Annotated in this window: 22 protein-coding genes and 1 tRNA gene; 22 read left to right on the top strand and 1 reads right to left on the bottom strand. The window is 55.8% G+C overall.

Annotation, left to right across the window (positions count from 1 at the left end; genetic code table 11):
• The first annotated feature begins 10 nt into the window (after positions 1 to 10).
• From fliQ to IPH75_01520, 22 genes are all read left to right on the top strand, one after another.
• Positions 11 to 280 carry a flagellar biosynthesis protein FliQ gene (fliQ, locus tag IPH75_01415; protein ID MBK7140721.1) on the top strand — a complete coding sequence of 90 codons (270 nt, stop codon included), beginning with the start codon at positions 11 to 13 and terminating at the stop codon, positions 278 to 280.
• Between the two features lie 217 nt (positions 281 to 497).
• On the top strand, positions 498 to 1,286 hold the full coding sequence (gene fliR, locus IPH75_01420; GenBank protein ID MBK7140722.1) for a flagellar biosynthetic protein FliR: 789 nt from the start codon (positions 498 to 500) through the stop codon (positions 1,284 to 1,286).
• Between the two features lie 3 nt (positions 1,287 to 1,289).
• Complete coding sequence (gene flhB / locus IPH75_01425; GenBank protein ID MBK7140723.1) at positions 1,290 to 2,360, top strand: flagellar biosynthesis protein FlhB; 1,071 nt, start codon at positions 1,290 to 1,292, stop codon at positions 2,358 to 2,360.
• A gap of 1 nt (position 2,361) precedes the next feature.
• Positions 2,362 to 4,446 (top strand): flagellar biosynthesis protein FlhA, encoded by a 2,085-nt coding sequence (flhA, locus tag IPH75_01430; GenBank protein ID MBK7140724.1) that lies wholly within the window; start codon positions 2,362 to 2,364, stop codon positions 4,444 to 4,446.
• Positions 4,436 to 5,563: a hypothetical protein gene (locus IPH75_01435; GenBank protein ID MBK7140725.1), complete on the top strand. Its 1,128-nt coding sequence runs from the start codon at positions 4,436 to 4,438 to the stop codon at positions 5,561 to 5,563. The genes flhA and IPH75_01435 overlap by 11 nt, the downstream gene beginning before the upstream one ends.
• Positions 5,556 to 6,401, top strand: coding sequence for an AAA family ATPase (locus tag IPH75_01440; protein MBK7140726.1), 846 nt, complete (start codon positions 5,556 to 5,558; stop codon positions 6,399 to 6,401). The genes IPH75_01435 and IPH75_01440 overlap by 8 nt, the downstream gene beginning before the upstream one ends.
• Before the next feature lie 7 nt (positions 6,402 to 6,408).
• Positions 6,409 to 7,314, top strand: a complete 906-nt coding sequence (locus tag IPH75_01445; protein ID MBK7140727.1) for a FliA/WhiG family RNA polymerase sigma factor — start codon at positions 6,409 to 6,411, stop codon at positions 7,312 to 7,314.
• Between the two features lie 27 nt (positions 7,315 to 7,341).
• Complete coding sequence (locus tag IPH75_01450) at positions 7,342 to 7,623, top strand: hypothetical protein (GenBank protein ID MBK7140728.1); 282 nt, start codon at positions 7,342 to 7,344, stop codon at positions 7,621 to 7,623.
• Positions 7,624 to 7,644: 21 nt separating this feature from the next.
• Positions 7,645 to 8,046, top strand: a complete 402-nt coding sequence (locus IPH75_01455) for a hypothetical protein (protein MBK7140729.1) — start codon at positions 7,645 to 7,647, stop codon at positions 8,044 to 8,046.
• Positions 8,047 to 8,070: 24 nt separating this feature from the next.
• A complete protein-coding gene (locus IPH75_01460) occupies positions 8,071 to 9,255 on the top strand; it encodes a DUF2225 domain-containing protein (GenBank protein MBK7140730.1) in 1,185 nt (394 codons plus the stop codon).
• Between the two features lie 11 nt (positions 9,256 to 9,266).
• Positions 9,267 to 10,013, top strand: coding sequence for a flagellar brake domain-containing protein (locus tag IPH75_01465; protein ID MBK7140731.1), 747 nt, complete (start codon positions 9,267 to 9,269; stop codon positions 10,011 to 10,013).
• A gap of 1 nt (position 10,014) precedes the next feature.
• Entirely contained in the window at positions 10,015 to 10,785 is a 771-nt protein-coding gene (locus tag IPH75_01470) for a PilZ domain-containing protein (GenBank protein MBK7140732.1), read from the top strand.
• A 10-nt stretch (positions 10,786 to 10,795) separates the two neighbouring features.
• Positions 10,796 to 11,338, top strand: coding sequence for a PilZ domain-containing protein (locus IPH75_01475; protein ID MBK7140733.1), 543 nt, complete (start codon positions 10,796 to 10,798; stop codon positions 11,336 to 11,338).
• Complete coding sequence (locus IPH75_01480) at positions 11,325 to 11,954, top strand: hypothetical protein (GenBank protein MBK7140734.1); 630 nt, start codon at positions 11,325 to 11,327, stop codon at positions 11,952 to 11,954. Before IPH75_01475 ends, IPH75_01480 begins: the two co-directional genes overlap by 14 nt.
• Positions 11,920 to 12,774 carry a GAF domain-containing protein gene (locus tag IPH75_01485; protein MBK7140735.1) on the top strand — a complete coding sequence of 285 codons (855 nt, stop codon included), beginning with the start codon at positions 11,920 to 11,922 and terminating at the stop codon, positions 12,772 to 12,774. The genes IPH75_01480 and IPH75_01485 overlap by 35 nt, the downstream gene beginning before the upstream one ends.
• Positions 12,775 to 12,789: 15 nt before the next feature.
• On the top strand, positions 12,790 to 13,185 hold the full coding sequence (locus IPH75_01490) for a hypothetical protein (GenBank protein ID MBK7140736.1): 396 nt from the start codon (positions 12,790 to 12,792) through the stop codon (positions 13,183 to 13,185).
• 128 nt (positions 13,186 to 13,313) lie between these two features.
• Positions 13,314 to 13,745: a response regulator gene (locus IPH75_01495; protein MBK7140737.1), complete on the top strand. Its 432-nt coding sequence runs from the start codon at positions 13,314 to 13,316 to the stop codon at positions 13,743 to 13,745.
• A 54-nt stretch (positions 13,746 to 13,799) separates the two neighbouring features.
• Entirely contained in the window at positions 13,800 to 14,207 is a 408-nt protein-coding gene (locus tag IPH75_01500; GenBank protein ID MBK7140738.1) for a response regulator, read from the top strand.
• A 17-nt stretch (positions 14,208 to 14,224) separates the two neighbouring features.
• Positions 14,225 to 15,640, top strand: a complete 1,416-nt coding sequence (locus IPH75_01505; GenBank protein MBK7140739.1) for a DUF342 domain-containing protein — start codon at positions 14,225 to 14,227, stop codon at positions 15,638 to 15,640.
• A 77-nt stretch (positions 15,641 to 15,717) separates the two neighbouring features.
• Positions 15,718 to 15,804, top strand: a tRNA-Ser gene (locus tag IPH75_01510).
• 236 nt (positions 15,805 to 16,040) lie between these two features.
• Positions 16,041 to 17,264 carry an OmpA family protein gene (locus IPH75_01515; protein MBK7140740.1) on the top strand — a complete coding sequence of 408 codons (1,224 nt, stop codon included), beginning with the start codon at positions 16,041 to 16,043 and terminating at the stop codon, positions 17,262 to 17,264.
• 302 nt (positions 17,265 to 17,566) lie between these two features.
• On the top strand, positions 17,567 to 18,358 hold the full coding sequence (locus tag IPH75_01520; GenBank protein MBK7140741.1) for a hypothetical protein: 792 nt from the start codon (positions 17,567 to 17,569) through the stop codon (positions 18,356 to 18,358).
• Between the two features lie 72 nt (positions 18,359 to 18,430).
• Here the strand turns inward: IPH75_01520 and IPH75_01525 are convergent, their stop codons facing one another.
• Entirely contained in the window at positions 18,431 to 19,009 is a 579-nt protein-coding gene (locus tag IPH75_01525) for a DUF4256 domain-containing protein (GenBank protein ID MBK7140742.1), read from the bottom strand.
• Between the last annotated feature and the right edge of the window lie 196 nt (positions 19,010 to 19,205).

A 19,205-nucleotide genomic window follows, 5' to 3' on the forward strand; every position in this document is an offset into this window, starting at 1 on the left:
GAGAGAGACAATGACACCACAGATGGTTATTTCGATAGGGAGAGAGGCGCTGACACTGACTTTGCTGATCGCCTCACCAATGCTGATCTTCGGTCTGGTAGTCGGTCTGGTGATCTCGATCTTTCAGGCGGTCACGCAGATCAATGAAATGACGCTGACGATCGTCCCCAAGATCCTGGCGGTGGCGCTGGCCCTGTTGATTTTCCTCCCCTGGATCATCAACATGATGACCGATTTCACCCGCCATATGTTTGACCTCATTCCTACTTTGGTCGGATAATGGACCGGCCAGACTTTAGAACAGACTTGAACTTTTTTCCACCATCGCTGGTAAATAGTTCCACAGCCAGCGTCCCGATCAGACTTTCGCGTCCATATTAGCTCAGTCAAGTTATTAGCTGTTAATCACTTACATAGTTTTCGCGAGCCGTTTCACCTTGGCACACGGTTTGAAATGGTATTTCTGCGAATAACCCGAACTATGTAAGGATTAGCCCTTGTTCGACTTCGTAGATTTCGCCGCCGCCAAGCTTCAGCTCTTCCTGCTGATCATGCTCCGTGCGTCCGGCCTCTTTCTGATCGCCCCGATCCTGAGCCATCGCACTTTCCCTGTCCCGGCCAAGCTGGGCATGGTGGTGCTGTTTGGTTTGATCATGGTTGCGGCGATGCCGAATGCGGCCGTACCCGAAGCTCAGTCGCTGAGCGAGCTGGTGACCCTGGCGGCGAAAGAGATCTTTGTCGGGCTGGCGATCGGGTTCTTGTTTTCGCTCCTGCTGATGGGGGTTCAGATGGCGGGGGATATCATCAGCTACCAGATCGGCTTTGCGATGGCCAGCATCATGGATCCCGACCAGGGACATGAAGTGACCACGCTCGGCCAGTTCTGGTTCCTCTGCGCGCTGCTGATCTTTCTAGGGATCAACGGCCACCATGTCATCATCTCCGCCTTCAATGACAGCTATCAACTGATCCCCGCGGGCCATGTCGTGATGAACGGCGCGGTCGGCGAGATGATCATGACTTATTCCGCATATGTCTTCGTGATCGCGCTCAAGCTGGCCGCACCGGTGGTCGTGACTCTGCTTCTGGTGGATGTCGCGATGGGTGTGGTTTCCCGCATGATGCCGACCATGAATGTTTTCCTCCTCGGCTTTGGCGTCAAAGTGGCGGTTGGTATCGCCATCATGGCGCTCTCCCTGCCGGTCTTTGCTTACGTGTTGGAAAAGGCTACCGGTTACCTCGACAACGAATTGATCACCCTGTTGGGCGCGTTGGGAAGGGCGTAGGTCATGGCCGAAGACAGTTTCCAGGAACGGTCAGAGCAAGCTACTCCTCGGCGGCGTGAGAAAGCGCGCGAAGAGGGGAAGGTTGCCAAGTCGACGGAGCTGAACTCAGCTCTTATGATCTTGCTTGGTTTTTCGACTCTGTTGGCACTCGGGCCACTCATGGTTCGCCAGACGATGGAAATGATGCGCGGCTTACTCTCTAACGCACCGACCATCGCCATGTCCGATCCGACCTTTGTCAAAGTCTACGGCGACTCGCTCATGAAGTATCTCATCATCGTAGCCCCCGTTTTCGGCGCTATGATGATCATCGGCTTCATCGCCAACGTGGCGCAGGTCGGTTTCAAAGCCAGCCCGAAGGCAATGGAACTGAAGCTCGACAAGCTCAATTTTATCGCCGGGTTCGGACGTCTGTTCTCCACTCGGTCACTGGTCACCCTGGTCCGCGACACGCTCAAGCTGTTCATCATCGGTTTCGTCGCCTACAAAGTGATCATGTCGGAATCCGACCAATTCATGATGCTGGCCGACATGGGTGTCGGTCCGCTCGCCGCTACCACCGGAAAACTGGCTATAGTCATCGCGCTGAAGATCGGGGTTGCGATCCTGATCCTGGCGATCCTCGACTATGCCTATCAACGCTATGAATTCGAGAAGTCCATCAAGATGTCTCACCAGGAAGTCAAAGAAGAATACAAGGACACCGAAGGTTCGCCGCAGATCAAGGCGCGCATTCGTCAGATCCAGCGTCAGACCGCCCAGAAGCGGATGATGCAGGATGTCCCGAAAGCCGATGTTGTCATCACCAACCCGACTCACTATGCAGTCGCACTCAAGTATGACTCTGAATCGATGAACGCGCCGAGCGTTATCGCCAAAGGGCAGAACCTGATCGCCCAGAAGATCAAAGAGATCGCCTACGAAAACAACATCCCCGTGATCGAGGACAAAGCGCTGGCGCAGGCTCTCTTCAAAATGTGCGAGATCGGCCAGATGGTGCCGCACACGCTTTACCGTGCGGTCGCCGAAGTGCTCGCGTATGTCTATCGCCTGAAGGGGAAGGTGAGCAAGTAAGATGACTCAGCAGGGAAACCAGAACGTTCTGGCGCAACTGGCGTCACGCTCCGACATCATCCTCGCGGTCGCAGTGATGGGGATCATTACCGTCCTCATCATTCCGATCCCGGCGATGTTGCTGGATTTCGCTCTGGCATTCAATATCACCTTCTCGCTGGTCGTGTTGATGACGACGCTGTATATCACGCGTCCGCTCGACCTCTCGGTATTCCCCGGAATGTTGCTGGTCGTGACGCTGATGCGCTTGTCGCTCAACGTTGCCTCGACCCGACTGATCCTGGGACAGGGATATGCCGGTGAAGTGATCAACTCGTTTGGCAACTTTGTCGTGCAAGGGAACTACGTCGTTGGCTTCATCATCTTTGCCATCCTGGTTGTGATCCAGTTTGTGGTGATCACCAAGGGTGCGGGACGTATCTCGGAAGTCGCCGCCCGGTTCACTCTCGATGCCATGCCCGGCAAGCAGATGGCGATCGACGCCGATCTCAACGCCGGAATTATCTCAGAAACTGAAGCGAAGGCCCGTCGCGAAGAAATTTCGCGCGAGGCCGACTTCTATGGCGCCATGGACGGCGCCTCTAAATTTGTTCGCGGCGATGCCGTCGCCGGTATCCTCATCACCATCATCAATGTCATCGGCGGCTTCATTATCGGTGTCGCCATGCATGACATGTCGATCCAGGAAGCGCTCAAGACCTACACGCTTCTGTCGATCGGTGACGGCCTGGTGACGCAGATCCCGGCGTTGTTGGTTTCGACCGCCTCCGGTTTGATCGTCACTCGTTCGGCCTCGCAGTCGAACATGGGTGCGGATCTGTCGACGCAATTCGGCCGCCAGCCGCGCGCGATCATGATCGCCGCCGGCGTGCTGCTGCTGTTCTCGATCGTTCCCGGCATGCCGACCCTGACTTTCATCACGCTTGGTCTGCTGGTTGGCGGAATCGGCTACGTAACGCATGAAGCGCAGAAGAACCGCGCTGCTGCCGCCACAAAGCAGGAACAGACAAAGAAAGAGGTGAAGCAGAAGCCGGTCGAACGGACCGAGGATCTGCTCAAGGTAGATACGATCGGCCTGGAGATCGGCTACGGCCTGATCCCACTGGTTGATTCCAATCAGGGCGGCGATCTACTCGAACGGATCTCGACCATTCGCAAGCAGTTGGCGACCGAGCTCGGTATCGTGGTCCCGCCGATTCGCATTCGCGACAACGTCCGTCTCAAACCGAACGAATATCAAGTCAAGATCAAAGGTATTCGCGTCGCCGGATTCGAACTGATGTCCGACCACCTGTTGGCGATCAATCCCGGCTATCTGGTGGAGCATCTGGATGGATTCGACACTAAGGAGCCGGCGTTTGGTCTCAAGGCTACCTGGGTGCTGCCGAATCTTCGCGATATCGCCGAAGCCAAGCAGTTCACCGTGGTCGAGCCGACGGCAGTGGTGGCGACACACCTGACCGAGGTGATCCGCCAGTCGTCATCAGAGATCGTCACTCGCCAGGACATTCAGCATCTGGTCGATACGCTCAAAGAAGATTTCCCGGCGTTGGTTTCATCGGTCATCCCGGAAATGATATCGCTCGGCACGCTGCATAAAGTGTTGCAGGCGCTCTTATCCGAACGGATACCGGTCCGCGACCTCGCCACCATCGTTGAGACTGTTTCTGATTACATCGTGGTCACGAAAGAGACCGATGTGTTGGCCGAGTATGTCCGGATGGCTCTCAAGCGCCAGATCACTGAACTCTACAAAGATAACACCGGCAAGATCAATGTCTTCACGCTGGATCCAGCGATAGAACAGAAGCTCTCCGATTCAGTGCAGAACACCAAGCAGGGATTGATGCTCGTGCTTGATCCGTCACTGACCGACATGCTGCTGCGCAAGCTGGGTGAACAGGCGGAGCGGATGCAGGCAGCCGGCCTGACTCCCGCCGTCATCTGTTCGCCGAATATCCGACTCGCACTGCGCCGCCTGGTGGAAGCTTCCTTCCCGTCGCTGGCGGTCATCTCCTACAACGAAATCCTGCCGACCGCTGAACTGGTCTCGGTGGGAATGGTGAGGTTGTCAGATGATAATTAAGACGTACGCTGCTGAATCAGCCGCGGCCGCACTGAAAATGGTCCGCGCAGAGTTGGGCGCCGATGCCGTCGTCCTCAAAACTCGCGAATTGCAGGGCGGACGTGGCCCTGAACGGATCGAGATCACTGCCTGCGCCGACAAAGCGCTCGCCACCGAACCGGAACGCCCGGTCGCCGCTCCCAAAGTGACGACTCGTCAGGTCGTGCGCGCCAATTTCCCGCAGGTCGAAACCGGTCGCACGCCATCCGCGCCCGCGCCGATCACCGTACAGACGATCAAAGCCGAAGCCGCTGTTTCTGCTCCGGTCGCCTCTACGCGGATCGACCAACTCGAACAGAAAGTCGACCGGATCCTGACGATACTGGCTAGCCAGGTAGCAAATGGTCAGCAACAACAGGTTCGCGCCAGACTCGCCGACCGTGACCTGCCTGAGTCGTTCATTAACGAATTACTGGTAGCTTCGGCTGATGGAACCACTTCACTCCGCACACTTCTGACTGATTCGCTGACTTCGATGATGCTCCCCGGCGTGACATTCAAGGCCGGCGACAGCATCGCGGTGTTGGGCTTTGCCGGATCAGGCAAGACTTCCACTCTTGGCAAACTTGCCGCCAAGCTGGTTTTCCAGGAGAAGCAGACGATCCGCCTGGTGACGCTCGACACCGTCAAGATCGGCGCATTCGAAGAGCTTTCCAGTTACGCTGATATCCTCGGTTCACCGGCGATAGATTTTGCGACTGCTCGCACGACGGCAGAAACCAAAGGGCTGACTCTAATCGACACGCCGGCCCTGCCGCGCCAACACCAGCACCTGGTGACATTGCGCGAGCAGCTTGAGGCGCTCAATCCGACCTATCGCATCGCCGTCGTTTCCGCGCTGACCCGCGCTACCGACGCTGAAGCGATCATGCAGCATCTGGCCGAATTTGCTCCCACTCATTTGGTCATCACCATGCTTGACCTGACCGAACGTTGGGGCTCAGCAATCGCCGCGTCGCGCAGTTCACAGCTTCCGCTCTGCTATCTCACCAATTCGCCGGCCGGGATCGGGACTGTCGTCACGCCCGATGCCGCGAACTTCACCAAGATGCTGCTGACGGAGGAGACCCATGCGTAAGCTGACTCTTCCGCAGTCATACACGTCCGCGCCGTCACCGCGCATGCTCTCTATTCTCTCCGGAAAGGGAGGGGTGGGGAAATCGGTGATCTCATTCAATCTGGCAGTCGCGCTGTCATCCCAACAGGCCCGGGTATTGTTGGTCGATGCTGATTTCGGATGCGGTGATTTGCATTTGTTGGCAAATGTCGCGGCGGAATTCGGCATCGGTGAATATGCCTCCGAGCAGTTGAGTTTGCAGGAAGCGCGTCTTACGCTGGCGCCGAACCTCGATCTGCTGCCGGCCACTTGGCACGAAACGCTGGGCGAAAGCCGCAACATGCGTTTCACCGCGTCGCTCGTGCAGAGACTTCGCGAAGATGCCAACGAGTACGACTTCATCCTGATCGATCATTCTTCCGGACGGAGCAATCAGACCGCCATGATGGCGCACGCATCCGATCTGGTACTGCTGGTAGCAATTCCCGAATTGACCTCACTCTCCGATGCATATGGACTCTACAAGCATCTCATCTCGCTAGGCAGCGCGGTGAGCTGTGGACTGGTGGTCAATCGGACGCAGTCTGAGGACGAATCTCTCTTCATCGAAGACAAGTTTTCGGCACTGACCGGCCGCTTCCTGGGACGTCCCGTGGCGCTGGTTGGCTCGATTCCCGAGGCAGAAATCATGCGAAAAGCGATCGCGGCGCAGCGGTCGGTATATGCAATTGACAGTCAAGCTCATATCTGTCAGTCGTTTACCGAGCTGTCCCGCACCCTGACGGAGGGGTTCGCTTTCTCTCGCAACTCTCTGAATCTGATAAAAAAAGACTCGGCAACAGCCGATACAAGAGGATAACGGACAAATGGTTAGCAAGAACAAGCAGACGACTAAACAACGCGGGCGTAAACCGAGCACCACAAAAGTCGCTCGTGTAGCCAAAGCTGCCAAACCAGTCGCTATCGCAGTCTTCGAAGCACCGGCCACCAAGCGGGTGAAGAAGTGGGATGTGTCGACGCACGACTGGACCCGCTATCAAAAGTGTCGCAACACCGAGAATCGGCAACTGCTGCTAAACAAGTATTTGCCGCTCGTGCGCACAGTCGCCGCCCGCATGGCAATGGGATTCCCGCGGTCGGTGGAGCTGTCTGATCTGGTTAATACCGGGGTCATCGGATTGATCGAGGCATTCGGCAATTTCGACCCGACTCGTGGCGTGAAGTTCGAGACGTATGCGGTACCGCGTATTCGCGGCGCTATTCTCGACGAACTGCGCGCTCTGGATTGGGTCCCGCGTTCGACTCGCGCCAAGTCGCGAGAGATCGACCGCGCCATGACATTGCTCGAGAACGAACTTGGCCGCCAGCCCGAGATCGCTGAACTGGCCAAACACCTCAAGATCTCCGAGGAGGAACTACACTTGGCTATCGATGATGTCTCCAGCACCAACATCCTCTCACTGGATGAAGTGATCTATCGCGAAGACGATAACCGCCAGGTCCCGCGGATCGAGACGATCAAGGATCACCTGGGCCATTCCATTCTCGGCGAGATCGAAAAGGGCGAACTGCGCTCATTCCTCGTCCTCGCCATGGATCGCCTGACCGAACAGGAAAAGCTGGTGATCGCGCTGTACTACTACGAAGAACTGACACTCAAGGAGATCGGCGAGGTGATGACCATCTCCGAATCCCGCGTGTCGCAGATACACACTCGTGCGGTGATGAAGCTGCGGGCCATGGTCAAGGAGAAATTCGCCCTGACCGCGTAAGCAGCGGAAAACCCAGGGAGGTTGCAAATGGACAACCCGATCCTACCGCTGGAACGAAGCAATCTTTTTCCCGGCTCCGGGCGCGTCAAACAGGCGCAGGAGACGGACAAAGAGAAAGAACGAAAGAAGTTCAGCGAAGAGATGGAAGCCGAACTCGAAGACGAAGAACAGAAGCGGAAAAAGAAAGACATAGTCGAGATCGAGGCGGTGGTCCAGGATGCAGCAGAGACAGAGACACAAGATCAGTCAGCGACCGAAGAAGGCGAGCCGAAGCAGGATGCTCCTCGCCATGTCGATCTGACCGCATAGGATAGGAAAGGATCAGTGAAAATGGAACTTTCACGCGACATCATCATCGACGCTCTCTTGAACGTCGGCGCATACGTCACCGCCGGAGCTTTCTGGCTGGTGCTTTATTCGATGTTCACGAATCGCTCGCGCGCTGCCGTGCCGGCGACCAAAACTAAATCAGCTCCGGCGCTCGACGAACCGCGTCAGGGCGACACGAAACGTCGGGCAGAATATGTCAGCCTGGCATCCAGCAACGCGTCGCGCGACGCCGATCTGGAAGAGCGGGAGCGTCTTCGTGCCGAAGCGACTCGCTACCAGCGCAACCGGGTGGAAGTGATCCGGATCGCGCGAGAAATGCTGAAGTCCGGACAGAACCGGGATAAGATCCGTAGCCTGCTGCCGATATCTGAGGGCGAGCTGGCACTATTATCGAACGAATAACCTAAACATACCTGGAGCTAGCACATGGCCACCGAGAGCCCGTTCCTGCTGTTTCGCGTCGAATGTCCGATCTGCAAGCAGTTGAATGAATTTGAGACGATCCGCGTCGGCGCATACGCCGAAGAGGGTCGCGACACGGACTTCTGTCCCACCAATGTCAAGTGGCGTTTCCCCAGGTACCAGGGGTACAATCCGCTCGTATTTTTCATCGCCACCTGCACCAATTGCTACTATTCCCGGGAGTTCTCCAATAACTACCGCGACTGGAAAAGCGACACCAATTTCAAGACCTATCGTCTGAAAACCGTCAAGCCGAAACATCTCGACCAACTGGCGGGAGCCGATTCTGCGCTCAAGCTGATCGGCGAGTCAGTGGATGTCAACCGCTTCCCGAATGAATCGGCGATCCTGAAGTTGTTGCTGGCGATCTTCGATGAACAGTTGGCCGATCACTACAGCCGGCTGGATGTCGGGCGCTTTTATTTGCGCATCGCCTGGGTTTTCCGTGATCTCGAAAGAGGAGAGAACCCGAATCACCAGTTGATCAAAGGTCTGTTGCACGAAGTTGAGACCGAATTCGGCCAGACGCAGAAGGCGATAGCGGCGGTTCAGTCACAGTTAAATGCACTGACCAAGCGGGTCACCGGCCATTTCGAAGCACCACAAGTCTCGGCCGAATTCCGCTCACAAATGCTGGCGCATCGTGACCGGCTTGAAACAAAACTTCGCGAACTGACCGACCATGGCCGCGGTCTGGATGATCACTTTGACGGCATGCGTTCGTTGCTTGACGAATACCGCACGACGATCTTCGGCGGCGGAGAGAGCACCGGACAGGCGAGTTTTGGCAAGCACAGTTCATTCCACGAGTTCCTGACCGCCACCAAGCGTCAATGGAGCGGCGCGGTCACCAATGAGCGGGAAGCTCTGGAGAAGGCCGTCCACTTCTACAAAGAGGCATTTGCCAACGGGCATGATATTGCCCCGGGCAATCAGCAGATCCAGGCCTCGTACCTGATCGCGGAATTATCCCGTCGCATCGGCGATTACGATGAAGCCAAGCAGTACTTCACCAGCACGATCAAAAGCGGCCAGGAGTTCATTTACCAGAATCGTTCCGACCAGTCGCGTGTGGCGCTGGCCAAGAAGATCCTGGAACTGGCGATCGAACAAGGCAGAAACAACCTGGCGGCTTCCCGTCCGGCATAAACGATATGACTATGACCACCGCCCTGCATGCCATCAACCAGCTTAAGGTCTGGGAAAAGGTCGAGCTCGTCATCGGCGAGGGAGATCAGGCCGGACATTACCTTGCCCGCATTCAGGATTTTCTCAACGGCGGGATTGTGATCACTGAGCCGGAGTTTCTCCACGGCAATTCGCTGCTGACGGAACATGCCCCGGTCAGAGTGATCATCACGCGTGAGGATGCGGTCTACGAATTCAATTCGACCGTCCGTCGGTCGATGTCCAAGACCAAACACCAGTATTTGCTCAATCCGCCACGGCATATCGAGCGCGTTCAGCGTCGGTTGTTCGTGCGGGTGGATATCACCAAGCGGATGTCCTGGGCCAAAGTGTTGCCGGTGGCAGAGTGGCAGACGCTGGATGATCGCGCCCGCTGGATACAGACGAGTACGGTTGATATCAGCGGCGGGGGAGTGCTCTTCCGAGCCGATGGCTTGATCGATCGTCAGACCAAAGTGCTGACGCGAATCAGTCTTCTGTCGGAGATCGGCCTTCCCGAAACCGTGGCAGCGATCTGTATGCGCGGATTCACGCGCAAAAACGAGTACTTCTGCGGCGCCTCCTTTATTCTCGCCGAACAATTGCGCAAACACTTCAGCGCTGATGAGTTGAAAGCGCTCCCTCCGGAGATCTCGCAATTCGACCATCATGCGCAGAATCGACTGGTGAGCCACATTTTCCAGATCCAGGTGTCATTGCGCCGGAAAGGACTGCTCTAAGATGACCGATCCGCTAGCCCAACTCGCATCCCAGACCATCAGTATTTTGGGAGAACTGCTTGACCTCTCGTACCTCGTCGGTCGAGAGATCAATCTATTCTCCGATCAATGTCCCGGGAAAGAGATGCGGACTCGCGTTGTATCGATCACCGGACGCCAGATGTTGGTGGATGGGGTCGGGCGCCAGAACGCGATCGAAAATCTGGTAAATAATCAGCATGTCGTCGTCCAGTTCCCTTATAAGGGACAGGACGTTTCCGTCAAGGCGATCCTGAAGCGGACAGCCGGCGGACGATGCACCTTTCATCTTGATGAAAAGGTTGTTCCGCTATCGCAGCGCCGCCACCGCCGGATCGAACTGAACACCGAAGTACGACTCGCCCCGTTCCCGATGAGCACATTCTCACGGAAGAACCTGGCGCGACTTCGCTGGATCGGGACTGCCACCCAGAACTTCTCATCGGGCGGCGTGCTGCTCGATGTCCCCGGATATCTCGAGCGGGATGTCTATCTGCTGATGAATATCTCGCTTAAAGACTCGGTTTTTCCGAGCCTGATCCTCGGGCAGGTGCGTCATTGTCACCCCACCCAGGAGAACAAATATCGAGTCGGAGTCGAGTTCGTCACCAAAGAGGTGGCGGGTCGCATTCTTCCGCCCACAACTGCGCGCGAATTGCCGTCGGTAGTTTTCAGCTACTCGGTGGTCGATCGCGAACGCTTGAACAAAGTCATTCAGGCATGGACGCCTGAAACGGATAACCCGTTACTGTAAGAGGATTGCTATGTCACGCCAACAAGACCGCGTCAAGTTCATTCAGGAAGTCGGAGCCGAAACCGAGACAATGACTGTCGCCCGACCGTTCAAACTGGAACGGGATGAACGCCGCCGCTATGTCCGGCTCGAGATCTCATCACCGATGCAACTTCGCAAGATTCGCGATATCGGCGGCCAATACTGGCCGGAAGGTGAGCGGAGAATCATTGATGGACTGATCTACAACATCTCAGCCAACGGCGTACTGGTCGAAGTGCACCAGCCGGTGAATGAAGGGGATGTGGTCACGATGCGTTTTACGCTCCAGGATGTAGAGAATATCGAGCATGTGCTCGGCCTGGTAAAGCGAGTTGATGATGACGAGTCCGGCTATTTGGTCGGCATCGAATTCATCGGACGGCAGGACTTGAACGACCTGTTTACGCGTGAGGAGTTGTCGCATCTCTCCAGCAAATTGGTTGGATTCGATGAATCGATCCGCACCGTGCTCAACAAATATGTGAAGCAGACTCAGCAGAATGCGCATGGCAAGGATCATGAAATATTTTAGCCTTCTCCTTCTGGTGCTGGTAGCCGCGTCTGTTACGGCGTCTGACCGTCTGGTGATGGTCAGGGTAGAACAGACTTCTCCGGCCTGGAATGACTCGCGCATTTACGAGAAACTGGCAACCGTTCTGACCCGAGATCCCAATCTGCAGGTCAGACCGGCGGAACCGATCCGGGAACTTGATTCCGCGTTTCCGACGGATGAACTTGATGACCAGGCGATCGCCGATTGGGCACGTCCCTATCAGGCGCAGTATGTGGTTGTCGTGGTCATCCAGAGCGAACGACTGGAGAAGCGGAAGAGTTTTCATGTCCCGCTATTGTTCCACAAGTTCGAGACCTGGGGGGTGATCGAGGGAGAGATCCGGTTGATCGATGTTGCCCGGAGCAAGCAGATTCGGGCAGTGCCGTTCATGGTCGAGCAGGTCGGGCCGCGCGCCTGGCAGGCGACGATGGATGACGACATCAATGACCCGGACCTTCGGCTGACAGCGCCGGACAAAGTGCAATTCTTCGGCAGACTGGAAGACAAGCTAGTTGCCCATATCGTCGAACAAGTGAGGGGGCCAATTGGGAGGAACGACCGTGAGTACGTCTCGCAGCCGCAAGCCAAAAAGTAGCAGGCCCCGCAAAGCCAAACCGGTGGTCAACCTGGCGGATACGCTGGCGCGGATATCGCGCAACAAACCGACCCAGCTGAGTACGCTCTCAGCGATTCTTCAGGAAGTGCAGTCCGCGATAGGCGCCGATGCGCTGACTATCTACCAATTCGATTCGCACCATCAGCAATTGAATGAGCTGGTTTCGGTCGGCAAACGTGTCGAACTGGCCGGATTTCTGGCGATCGGGCAGGGCCAGGGATTGACTGGATGGGCGGCCCTGCAAAAAAAGCCGTTACTGCTGAAAAATCGTTCCGCCAACCTGGCGTTTGATCCGGATCGCGATTTTGCCAGCATGCTGGCGACTCCACTGCCGATCGGTTCTGCTCCACTCGGAGTACTGGTAGTTGGAACGAAAGCGGCAGGCGGGCTTGACAGCGCATCTGCCGAGTTGATCGAGAGCATCACCGATGCCATATCGGCATCGCTCGAAAGATATCTTTTCTGCAAACGGCTGGAGACAGCCACGCGCGAGATCGAACGGCTGAATCGTTACATGACGGAAAGCTCCGGCGAGATTGCCGCGGGTCGCGAACTGGGTACGGTCGCCGGGAAAATGGTCGCGCTCAATCACGAGATCAATGAAGCGCTCGCGGTTATCATTGGGCATGTCCAGTGCCTGGTGGCAAGCCGTGCAGCCTCAACTCAGAAAGAACTATCCCGCTTTCGCCGGATGGAAGAGGCGGCCCTGCGCATTCGGACCGTCAATCAGACCATATTAAAGTTGGCCCGTCAGGGGCAGGGACGCGCGACCACGACAGTCACTCGTTCCAAAGCATAACTACCCGGAGAGAGCATGGCAGAACAGACCAAGACGACCAAGGCGACCGCCATAGATCGGAAACATCAGCGGTCACTGACCGTGGTGGAAGACGTTGACAACCTGAGCGAAGAGGTCCGCACGCTGGCGCTGAATCTGGCTATTTACCTGGCAAAGGCGAAGAGCCAGACTCAGTCCGAGAAGCTCAATCAGATGGAGCCGGACTTTATCAAGCTGGTCAACGGCACGGTTCGCGTGGTCCAGGAATTGACGGGTATCCTTAATGCCGCCCGCAACATGGAACGGATGATTTACGACGTTCCATCCGGAAACATTCCGCAGGACCGTATGGAGACTCGTCTGCGGTCGATCCTCGACCAATGCGGCGATATCCTGGCGACGCTGGCCGAATCCAAAGAATTTCGCGCCTGAACGACCTCGTTCGGGTAAGTCAATGGTACGTCAAGGAATCTCACGAATTGTCGATAACTGACGTATGGGCGACCCTCAGGTCGAATTGATCGAACCGGGGGCTCAACGCAGTGGAGAATAGGATACGTATGCAGGATTCTACCCTTGAAAAACTGGGCCAGGCCGCCACAGACCGTGGTCGCCCGTTCCGGATTCTGATCGTCGATGACGAGCGGTATGTGCGCGAAGTGTTTCGCGACTACTGCGCGCTGTCCAACGCGTTCGAGATCGACCTTGCACTCGGCGGGACAGAAGCGATCGAACAGATCAAGCAATCCAAGTACGATCTGGTGACGATGGATCTGGTCATGCCGGAGCTTTCCGGCCTGGATGCCCTCGTCGAGATCAAGAAAGTCGCACCGCAGCTTCCGGTCATCATCATCACCGGAAATGCGACAGACAAGCTGGTGCGCGAGGCAGGCGTAATGGGGGCGTGCCGTGTCCTGTACAAACCGGTCATGCTGGAGGATTTCCTTCAAGAGATCGGCTCAGCGTTACTATCAACGCGGGTGTATGTCTAAGTCGGCTACGACAGCCACTTCCGCTGTGCGGAAGAACAAAATGGGAGCCAAAGAATGAAAACGTCAATCACCGTACTCGCCGTTGATGACGAGCCGATGATGCGGTCGCTGCTGGAGAAGATCCTGACCCGCGATGGCTATAAGATCCTGACCGCCGAAGATGGTGAAGCGGCCCTCAAAGTGCTCAGCACCGAGTCGGTCTCGATCGTTATCTCCGATATCAAAATGCCCAAGCTGAACGGATTTGAACTGCTGAAAGTGATCAAGACCAAATATCCGGAGATCGGCGTCATCATGATGACGGCCTACGGCGACACGTTCACAGTCAAGGACGCGCTGTTGCTTGGCGCAGATGAATACATCACCAAACCATTCAAGAGTTTCGAAATTTCACTGGTAGTCGAGCGGGCCTATTGGCGGATCATGTCCGCCGCGGCGCGCGCGGCCGAACCACTTTCCTGACAGGCGGGGCCCGGGGCATGGCAGAGAGTACTTCGACAACATTACGTCAGCGCACGCGAGTGACGATCTCGAAGGACTCCATGACAGCCCTGATGGTCATCTATCCTCCGAATGAGGGTGAACCGCCGTTGACGCTCGAAGAGATCACCATCGATCTGGGCAAAGCGGGCGTAACGTTTGGCATCAAGACCGAAATGATCGAGACCGCGCTGGCAAACAAAACGTACAATACTCCAATGATCGTGGCGCAGGGAAATGCGCCGATCAAAGGAGAAAGCAGTCGTTTCGAGTACAAGTTCGACCCGGCCAATAATCACAGTCCAAATGTTGATGGCCGCGGACATATCGACTACAAGGATATTCACTTCATCCAAAACGCTGAAGCAAATCAGGTCCTGGCGACCCGCACCCTTCCAACCGATGGCGTTCCCGGCATGACCGTCACCGGTAAAGAGGTCAGCGGTGCGGCCGGTCGCGAACTGCCGTTCCGCCATGGCGCCAACACCAAGGTCTCCGACGATGGATTGTCGTTGCTGGCATCCGTTCCGGGGGCGATCGTCTATCGGCATGGCGAGATCTCAGTCAAGGATACGATGTTGATCAGCGGCGATGTCGACCACAACGTGGGAAACCTGGATTGCCGCGGTTCGCTCAAGGTGACGGGAGATATCAAAGCCGGATTCAACATCACGGTCGATGGTGACCTTGAAGTGAACGGCAATGTCGAGGACAGCACCGTGACCGTGAAAGGGAATATCATGGTCAAGGGTGGGTTCTTCGGCAACGGTTCGGGAAAGATGTATGCCGACGGCAATATCACGCTGAAATTCGCCGAGGGACAACATTTGGTCTGCGGCGGCGATCTGACGATCGGCGGCGAGCTGATCAATTGTCAGGCGACCGCGCGCGGCTCGGTTGTGGTCAAAGGGAAACATGGCAAGATCGTCGGCGGCGAAACCCGTGCCGTCAAAGAGGTCCGTGCATCGGTCCTTGGTTCGGATGCCGGAACGCTGACAATTCTTCGTGTGGCCTACAATTCTGAATTGATGCAACGCCATTTCGAGATCAACAAAGAGCTCACGCGTTTGCGGACCGATAGTCAGCGCGTCAAAGAAGCGCTGTATGGGCTGTATCGATTGCAGATGGATGGGAAGCTCGGCGCGGACCGATTGGCGGCGCTGAAAAAACTGGAGGCGTTTCAGCAGGATTTTCCGGCCAACATGGAAGCGCTTGAGAAGCAAAGAGTTGAAGTCGAGGCAAAATTACAGGAACTGCGCGATGCCCGGGTCGTGGCGGAAGAGCTGCTTTTTACCGGAGTGAAGGCTTACTTTGGTTTGATTTACCGCGAAATCGTCGAAGATCTCCGCGAGTGCAAACTGCTGCTGGAGGGGCATCAGATTGTCATGTCGCAACTTACGCCCGCCAAACATTAGGGATATTCTCCCGAAAACCGCTTGTCTGGTAGTCTCAACTGGTCTATATTGCCAGTCCAATTTTACGTGTGCTTGGAGGAGAGGTGGCCGAGTGGCTGAAGGCAGCTGCCTGCTAAGCAGTTGGTTCCGTAAGGGGCCCCAGGGTTCGAATCCCTGCCTCTCCGCTTTTTTGATTAAGGATCGGTTACTCGTGAACAGCGTTCCAGGCAGTCCAGTGATCTGTCGAGCCAGGTAAATGTTGGACAGGATCGTCGACCGGCGCAGGGCATTTTTACGCAAACAATTAGTTGCTTCAGACCGGTATCACGGTTCAGATTACGGGTGCTGATCTATTATCTGCAAATGTAAATTCATGAATAGATAGGACTCTCACACTATGCTGAAACCAAGGAGGTTTTACATGAAATCACTGTTGATCGCGCTACTGCTGATGTTAATGGCAGTGCCGATGGCAATCAGTCAGGATATGGATAACGATGGTCTGCCGGATGCGCTGGATCGTCGTCCGACGGTCGCCGGCTATTACAAGAATACGTCGGCCGAGCGGCAGAATCCTGCGGCCCAACCATCCAACGTTGACTCCGACAATGACGGCGTACCGGATGTATTCGACAATCGTCCGTACGTGCAGGAATATCCGAATGTCAGTCAGCAGCCGATGTCGCATCCGATGCTGGCGGCTGAGGGTGTTGATTCCGATGGCGACGGTCTTGCCGACAAGATCGATATGCGCCCGTATGTCATGACGCTCTATAACGGCACCGCGCCGATGCGTCAGGATCCGAAAATGCAGCCGGCCGATCTCGATTCCGATTGGGATGGCGTGCCGGACAACATGGACAACCGCCCGTACGTGAAAGAGTATCCGTACTTTGGCGCGACTCCGGTTCAGGCGCCGAAAGATTCCGACGGCGACGGTGTGAATGACGACAAAGATAAATGCCCCGGCACCCCGCGAGGGACCGAGGTCGATCGCGACGGTTGCCCGAAGAAAATGGACGCCGATCGTGACGGCGTCAGCGATGATCTGGATAAGTGCCCCGGGACTCCGTCGGGTGTGACAGTTGATGCCAACGGTTGCCCGGTGGATTCTGATGGCGATGGCGTGACGGATGACAAGGATCGTTGCCCGAATACGCCGGCCGGCGCTCCGGTTGATGAAGCCGGTTGCCCGAAAGACAGCGATGGTGACGGCGTACCGGACTACAAAGACAAATGCCCAGGGACCGCCCAGGGGATCCCGGTCGATGAAAACGGTTGCCCGAAGCTGATCCAGAAGGGTGAAAAGATCACGCTCAATATTCCGTTCGAAACCAATTCGTCGGTGATCGACGATGGTTCGAAGACGAAGTTGGATGCGATCGCCCAGACCCTGAACGAGTTCAAGGATATCAAGATCGCGATCAATGGCTTCACCGATGATCGTGGTACCGATGCCCACAACAAGCGGTTGTCGGATAGCCGCGCCAAAGCGGTGCTGGATTATCTGGCGAGCAAGGGTGTGGACAAGGGTCGCATGAAATCCAAGGGGTACGGCGAAGATGCGAAGTACTTTATCGGCGACAATACGACCGATGAAGGACGCGCGAAGAACCGTCGTACGGAGATCGAGTCAGTCGAATAAGCGACGATTCGAGAGATGGTATGAACGGGGACCCGATGGGTCCCCGTTTTTTGTGGGGGGAAGAAGGGCAGACGGGGACGTCTGCCGCGCAAACAAAGATGTCGAAACCTGCGCTTCGCACACCCGCTGCGCCGGCAGGGGTTTCGACATACAAAGCTTGCAGGATGTGATGACGGCACTCATGAGAAATTAAGAATGACAAGACTCAGTATTCAAACGTCTATTTTAATGACAAATGCTCGCTGATATGCGGCTGGCCGCGGAATCTTGATATTAGACTAGTCGAGAGGGGAAAACAGCATATGCGAATAATTGGCACACTCGTTTTGCTGGGGCTCAGTCTCTGCGGAGCAGGGATGGCGCATTGCGCAGATAGCTGTAAGTTTGTACATGTCATCGTAGCATTGGCAGACAATGACCATCAAGGAATCATCCCGGTGCCGGCATTTTTGGGGAATGGCGATGATCCGGCCAACAACCTCTATTGGGGGGCGGCGTACGGCGTGAAGACATATTTCAAGCGCAGTCAGGACTGGAGGTTGGTATCGTCGTCAACCGCAGCGCAAACGGACACGATCCTGGAACGAGTTGTGTTCAGGCATGTCCGGGTTCCGCTTTATCTGGTGGCCGATGCGTACAGAGGAGTGAGGATCAAAGAGGCAGTGATTGATTTTCTTGCTTCAGTCGCAGGGAGGCAGAATGCTGACTCCACACTGATACGCAATCTCGCAGGACAGGATGGCAGGGCCAAACCATCATACGATCTGGTCGCGTATGTCGGACATGATGGGCTGATGGATTTCAACCTGCCGATGGATAGTCTGAAAGGTGACAGCTTAGGCAAGAAGTCAATCATCCTGGCGTGTATGAGCAAACAGTATTTCGCGAAGCAGATAGCAGGGTTGAAGGCAGAGCCAATCTTGTGGACGACCGGTCTGATGGCTCCTGAAGCATACACCCTGGAGGCAGCGGTGGTTGCGTGGGGGGAAGGAAGATCACTCGAGAGTATCAGAACACGCGCGGCGGAGGCTTATGATCGCTATCAACATTGCGGAGTGCGAGCGGCCAAGCGGCTTCTGGTATGTGGTTTTTGACCATCACGCCTAGAATGGTGATGGGTATAGCAAAAAATGTCGGAGCTGCGACTCTTGGGCTCTAACCGAGAACTATACCTTCAGAGCGGCGCGGAAGGCGCGGGCGGCGTAGTAGGACTCGGCGCCGTTGTGATAGATAAAGACTCGTCCATAGCGGAAATCACCAAAGATGGCGCCGCCACGTTTGCGAATATCAGCGGGAGTTTTTAGCCAACTCGAGGTTTTCTGGTCGAACTGACCAAGTGACTGCAACTCGCGATATTCTTCTTCGGACAGCAACTCGACTCCCATTGTCGCGGCGACATCGGTGGCACTGTCGGCCGGCTTGTGCTCTTTTCTGGCGTTTAGCGCGGCGCGATCATAACAGAGGGATCTTCGGCCTTTGGGGGTCTCCGGAGCACAGTCATAGAAGATGAATTCGCCGGACTTTTTGTCAAAGCCGACGACATCGGGTTCGCCGCCAGTTTGTTCCATTTCATTAAGGGACCAGAGTTTTTCTGCATGGGCCCTGAGCTTTGCCTCGACTTTGGACCAGTCGAGCCCCTGGTGGCGGTCCATGTTTTTCTCGAAGCGGGATTTGAGGGTGTTGAGGAGTTTGTTCCGCTGGTCGGGTGATAGGTCTTTCTTTTTGCTGCTGTTTTTCGTGCTCACTCAGTACCTCCGCTTAACATGCCGTTAGTGAATGCCCGGAGTAGTATATAAAAGTGTATGCAATTAGTCCATGCTGGAGTGCACAATGTGATGTTGGTCAAGGGGAAGGAGGGCGGTTGGGTGGTGGGAGTGTGATGATCGTGTTGAGTGTGCGTCCCCTTCGACTTCGCTCAGGGCGACGGCCATGCTCCTCGCA

It is taken from the genome of bacterium (genome assembly GCA_016708025.1).
In the GTDB taxonomy this organism is placed as follows: domain Bacteria; phylum Zixibacteria; class MSB-5A5; order GN15; family FEB-12; genus FEB-12.

Bases quoted from the DNA above. Each gene is read 5' to 3' on its own strand.
- flhA (MBK7140724.1), top strand. From the start codon at position 2,362: ATGACTCAGCAGGGAAACCAGAACGTTCTGGCGCAACTGGCGTCACGC.
- IPH75_01480 (MBK7140734.1), top strand. From the start codon at position 11,325: ATGAAATATTTTAGCCTTCTCCTTCTGGTGCTGGTAGCCGCGTCTGTT.
- IPH75_01440 (MBK7140726.1), top strand. From the start codon at position 5,556: ATGCGTAAGCTGACTCTTCCGCAGTCATACACGTCCGCGCCGTCACCG.
- IPH75_01470 (MBK7140732.1), top strand. From the start codon at position 10,015: ATGACCGATCCGCTAGCCCAACTCGCATCCCAGACCATCAGTATTTTG.
- IPH75_01515 (MBK7140740.1), top strand. From the start codon at position 16,041: ATGAAATCACTGTTGATCGCGCTACTGCTGATGTTAATGGCAGTGCCG.
- IPH75_01455 (MBK7140729.1), top strand. From the start codon at position 7,645: ATGGAACTTTCACGCGACATCATCATCGACGCTCTCTTGAACGTCGGC.
- IPH75_01490 (MBK7140736.1), top strand. From the start codon at position 12,790: ATGGCAGAACAGACCAAGACGACCAAGGCGACCGCCATAGATCGGAAA.
- IPH75_01445 (MBK7140727.1), top strand. From the start codon at position 6,409: ATGGTTAGCAAGAACAAGCAGACGACTAAACAACGCGGGCGTAAACCG.
- IPH75_01460 (MBK7140730.1), top strand. From the start codon at position 8,071: ATGGCCACCGAGAGCCCGTTCCTGCTGTTTCGCGTCGAATGTCCGATC.
- IPH75_01435 (MBK7140725.1), top strand. From the start codon at position 4,436: ATGATAATTAAGACGTACGCTGCTGAATCAGCCGCGGCCGCACTGAAA.
- flhB (MBK7140723.1), top strand. From the start codon at position 1,290: ATGGCCGAAGACAGTTTCCAGGAACGGTCAGAGCAAGCTACTCCTCGG.
- fliQ (MBK7140721.1), top strand. From the start codon at position 11: ATGACACCACAGATGGTTATTTCGATAGGGAGAGAGGCGCTGACACTG.
- IPH75_01450 (MBK7140728.1), top strand. From the start codon at position 7,342: ATGGACAACCCGATCCTACCGCTGGAACGAAGCAATCTTTTTCCCGGC.
- IPH75_01520 (MBK7140741.1), top strand. From the start codon at position 17,567: ATGCGAATAATTGGCACACTCGTTTTGCTGGGGCTCAGTCTCTGCGGA.
- IPH75_01475 (MBK7140733.1), top strand. From the start codon at position 10,796: ATGTCACGCCAACAAGACCGCGTCAAGTTCATTCAGGAAGTCGGAGCC.
- IPH75_01505 (MBK7140739.1), top strand. From the start codon at position 14,225: ATGGCAGAGAGTACTTCGACAACATTACGTCAGCGCACGCGAGTGACG.
- IPH75_01465 (MBK7140731.1), top strand. From the start codon at position 9,267: ATGACCACCGCCCTGCATGCCATCAACCAGCTTAAGGTCTGGGAAAAG.
- IPH75_01500 (MBK7140738.1), top strand. From the start codon at position 13,800: ATGAAAACGTCAATCACCGTACTCGCCGTTGATGACGAGCCGATGATG.
- IPH75_01495 (MBK7140737.1), top strand. From the start codon at position 13,314: ATGCAGGATTCTACCCTTGAAAAACTGGGCCAGGCCGCCACAGACCGT.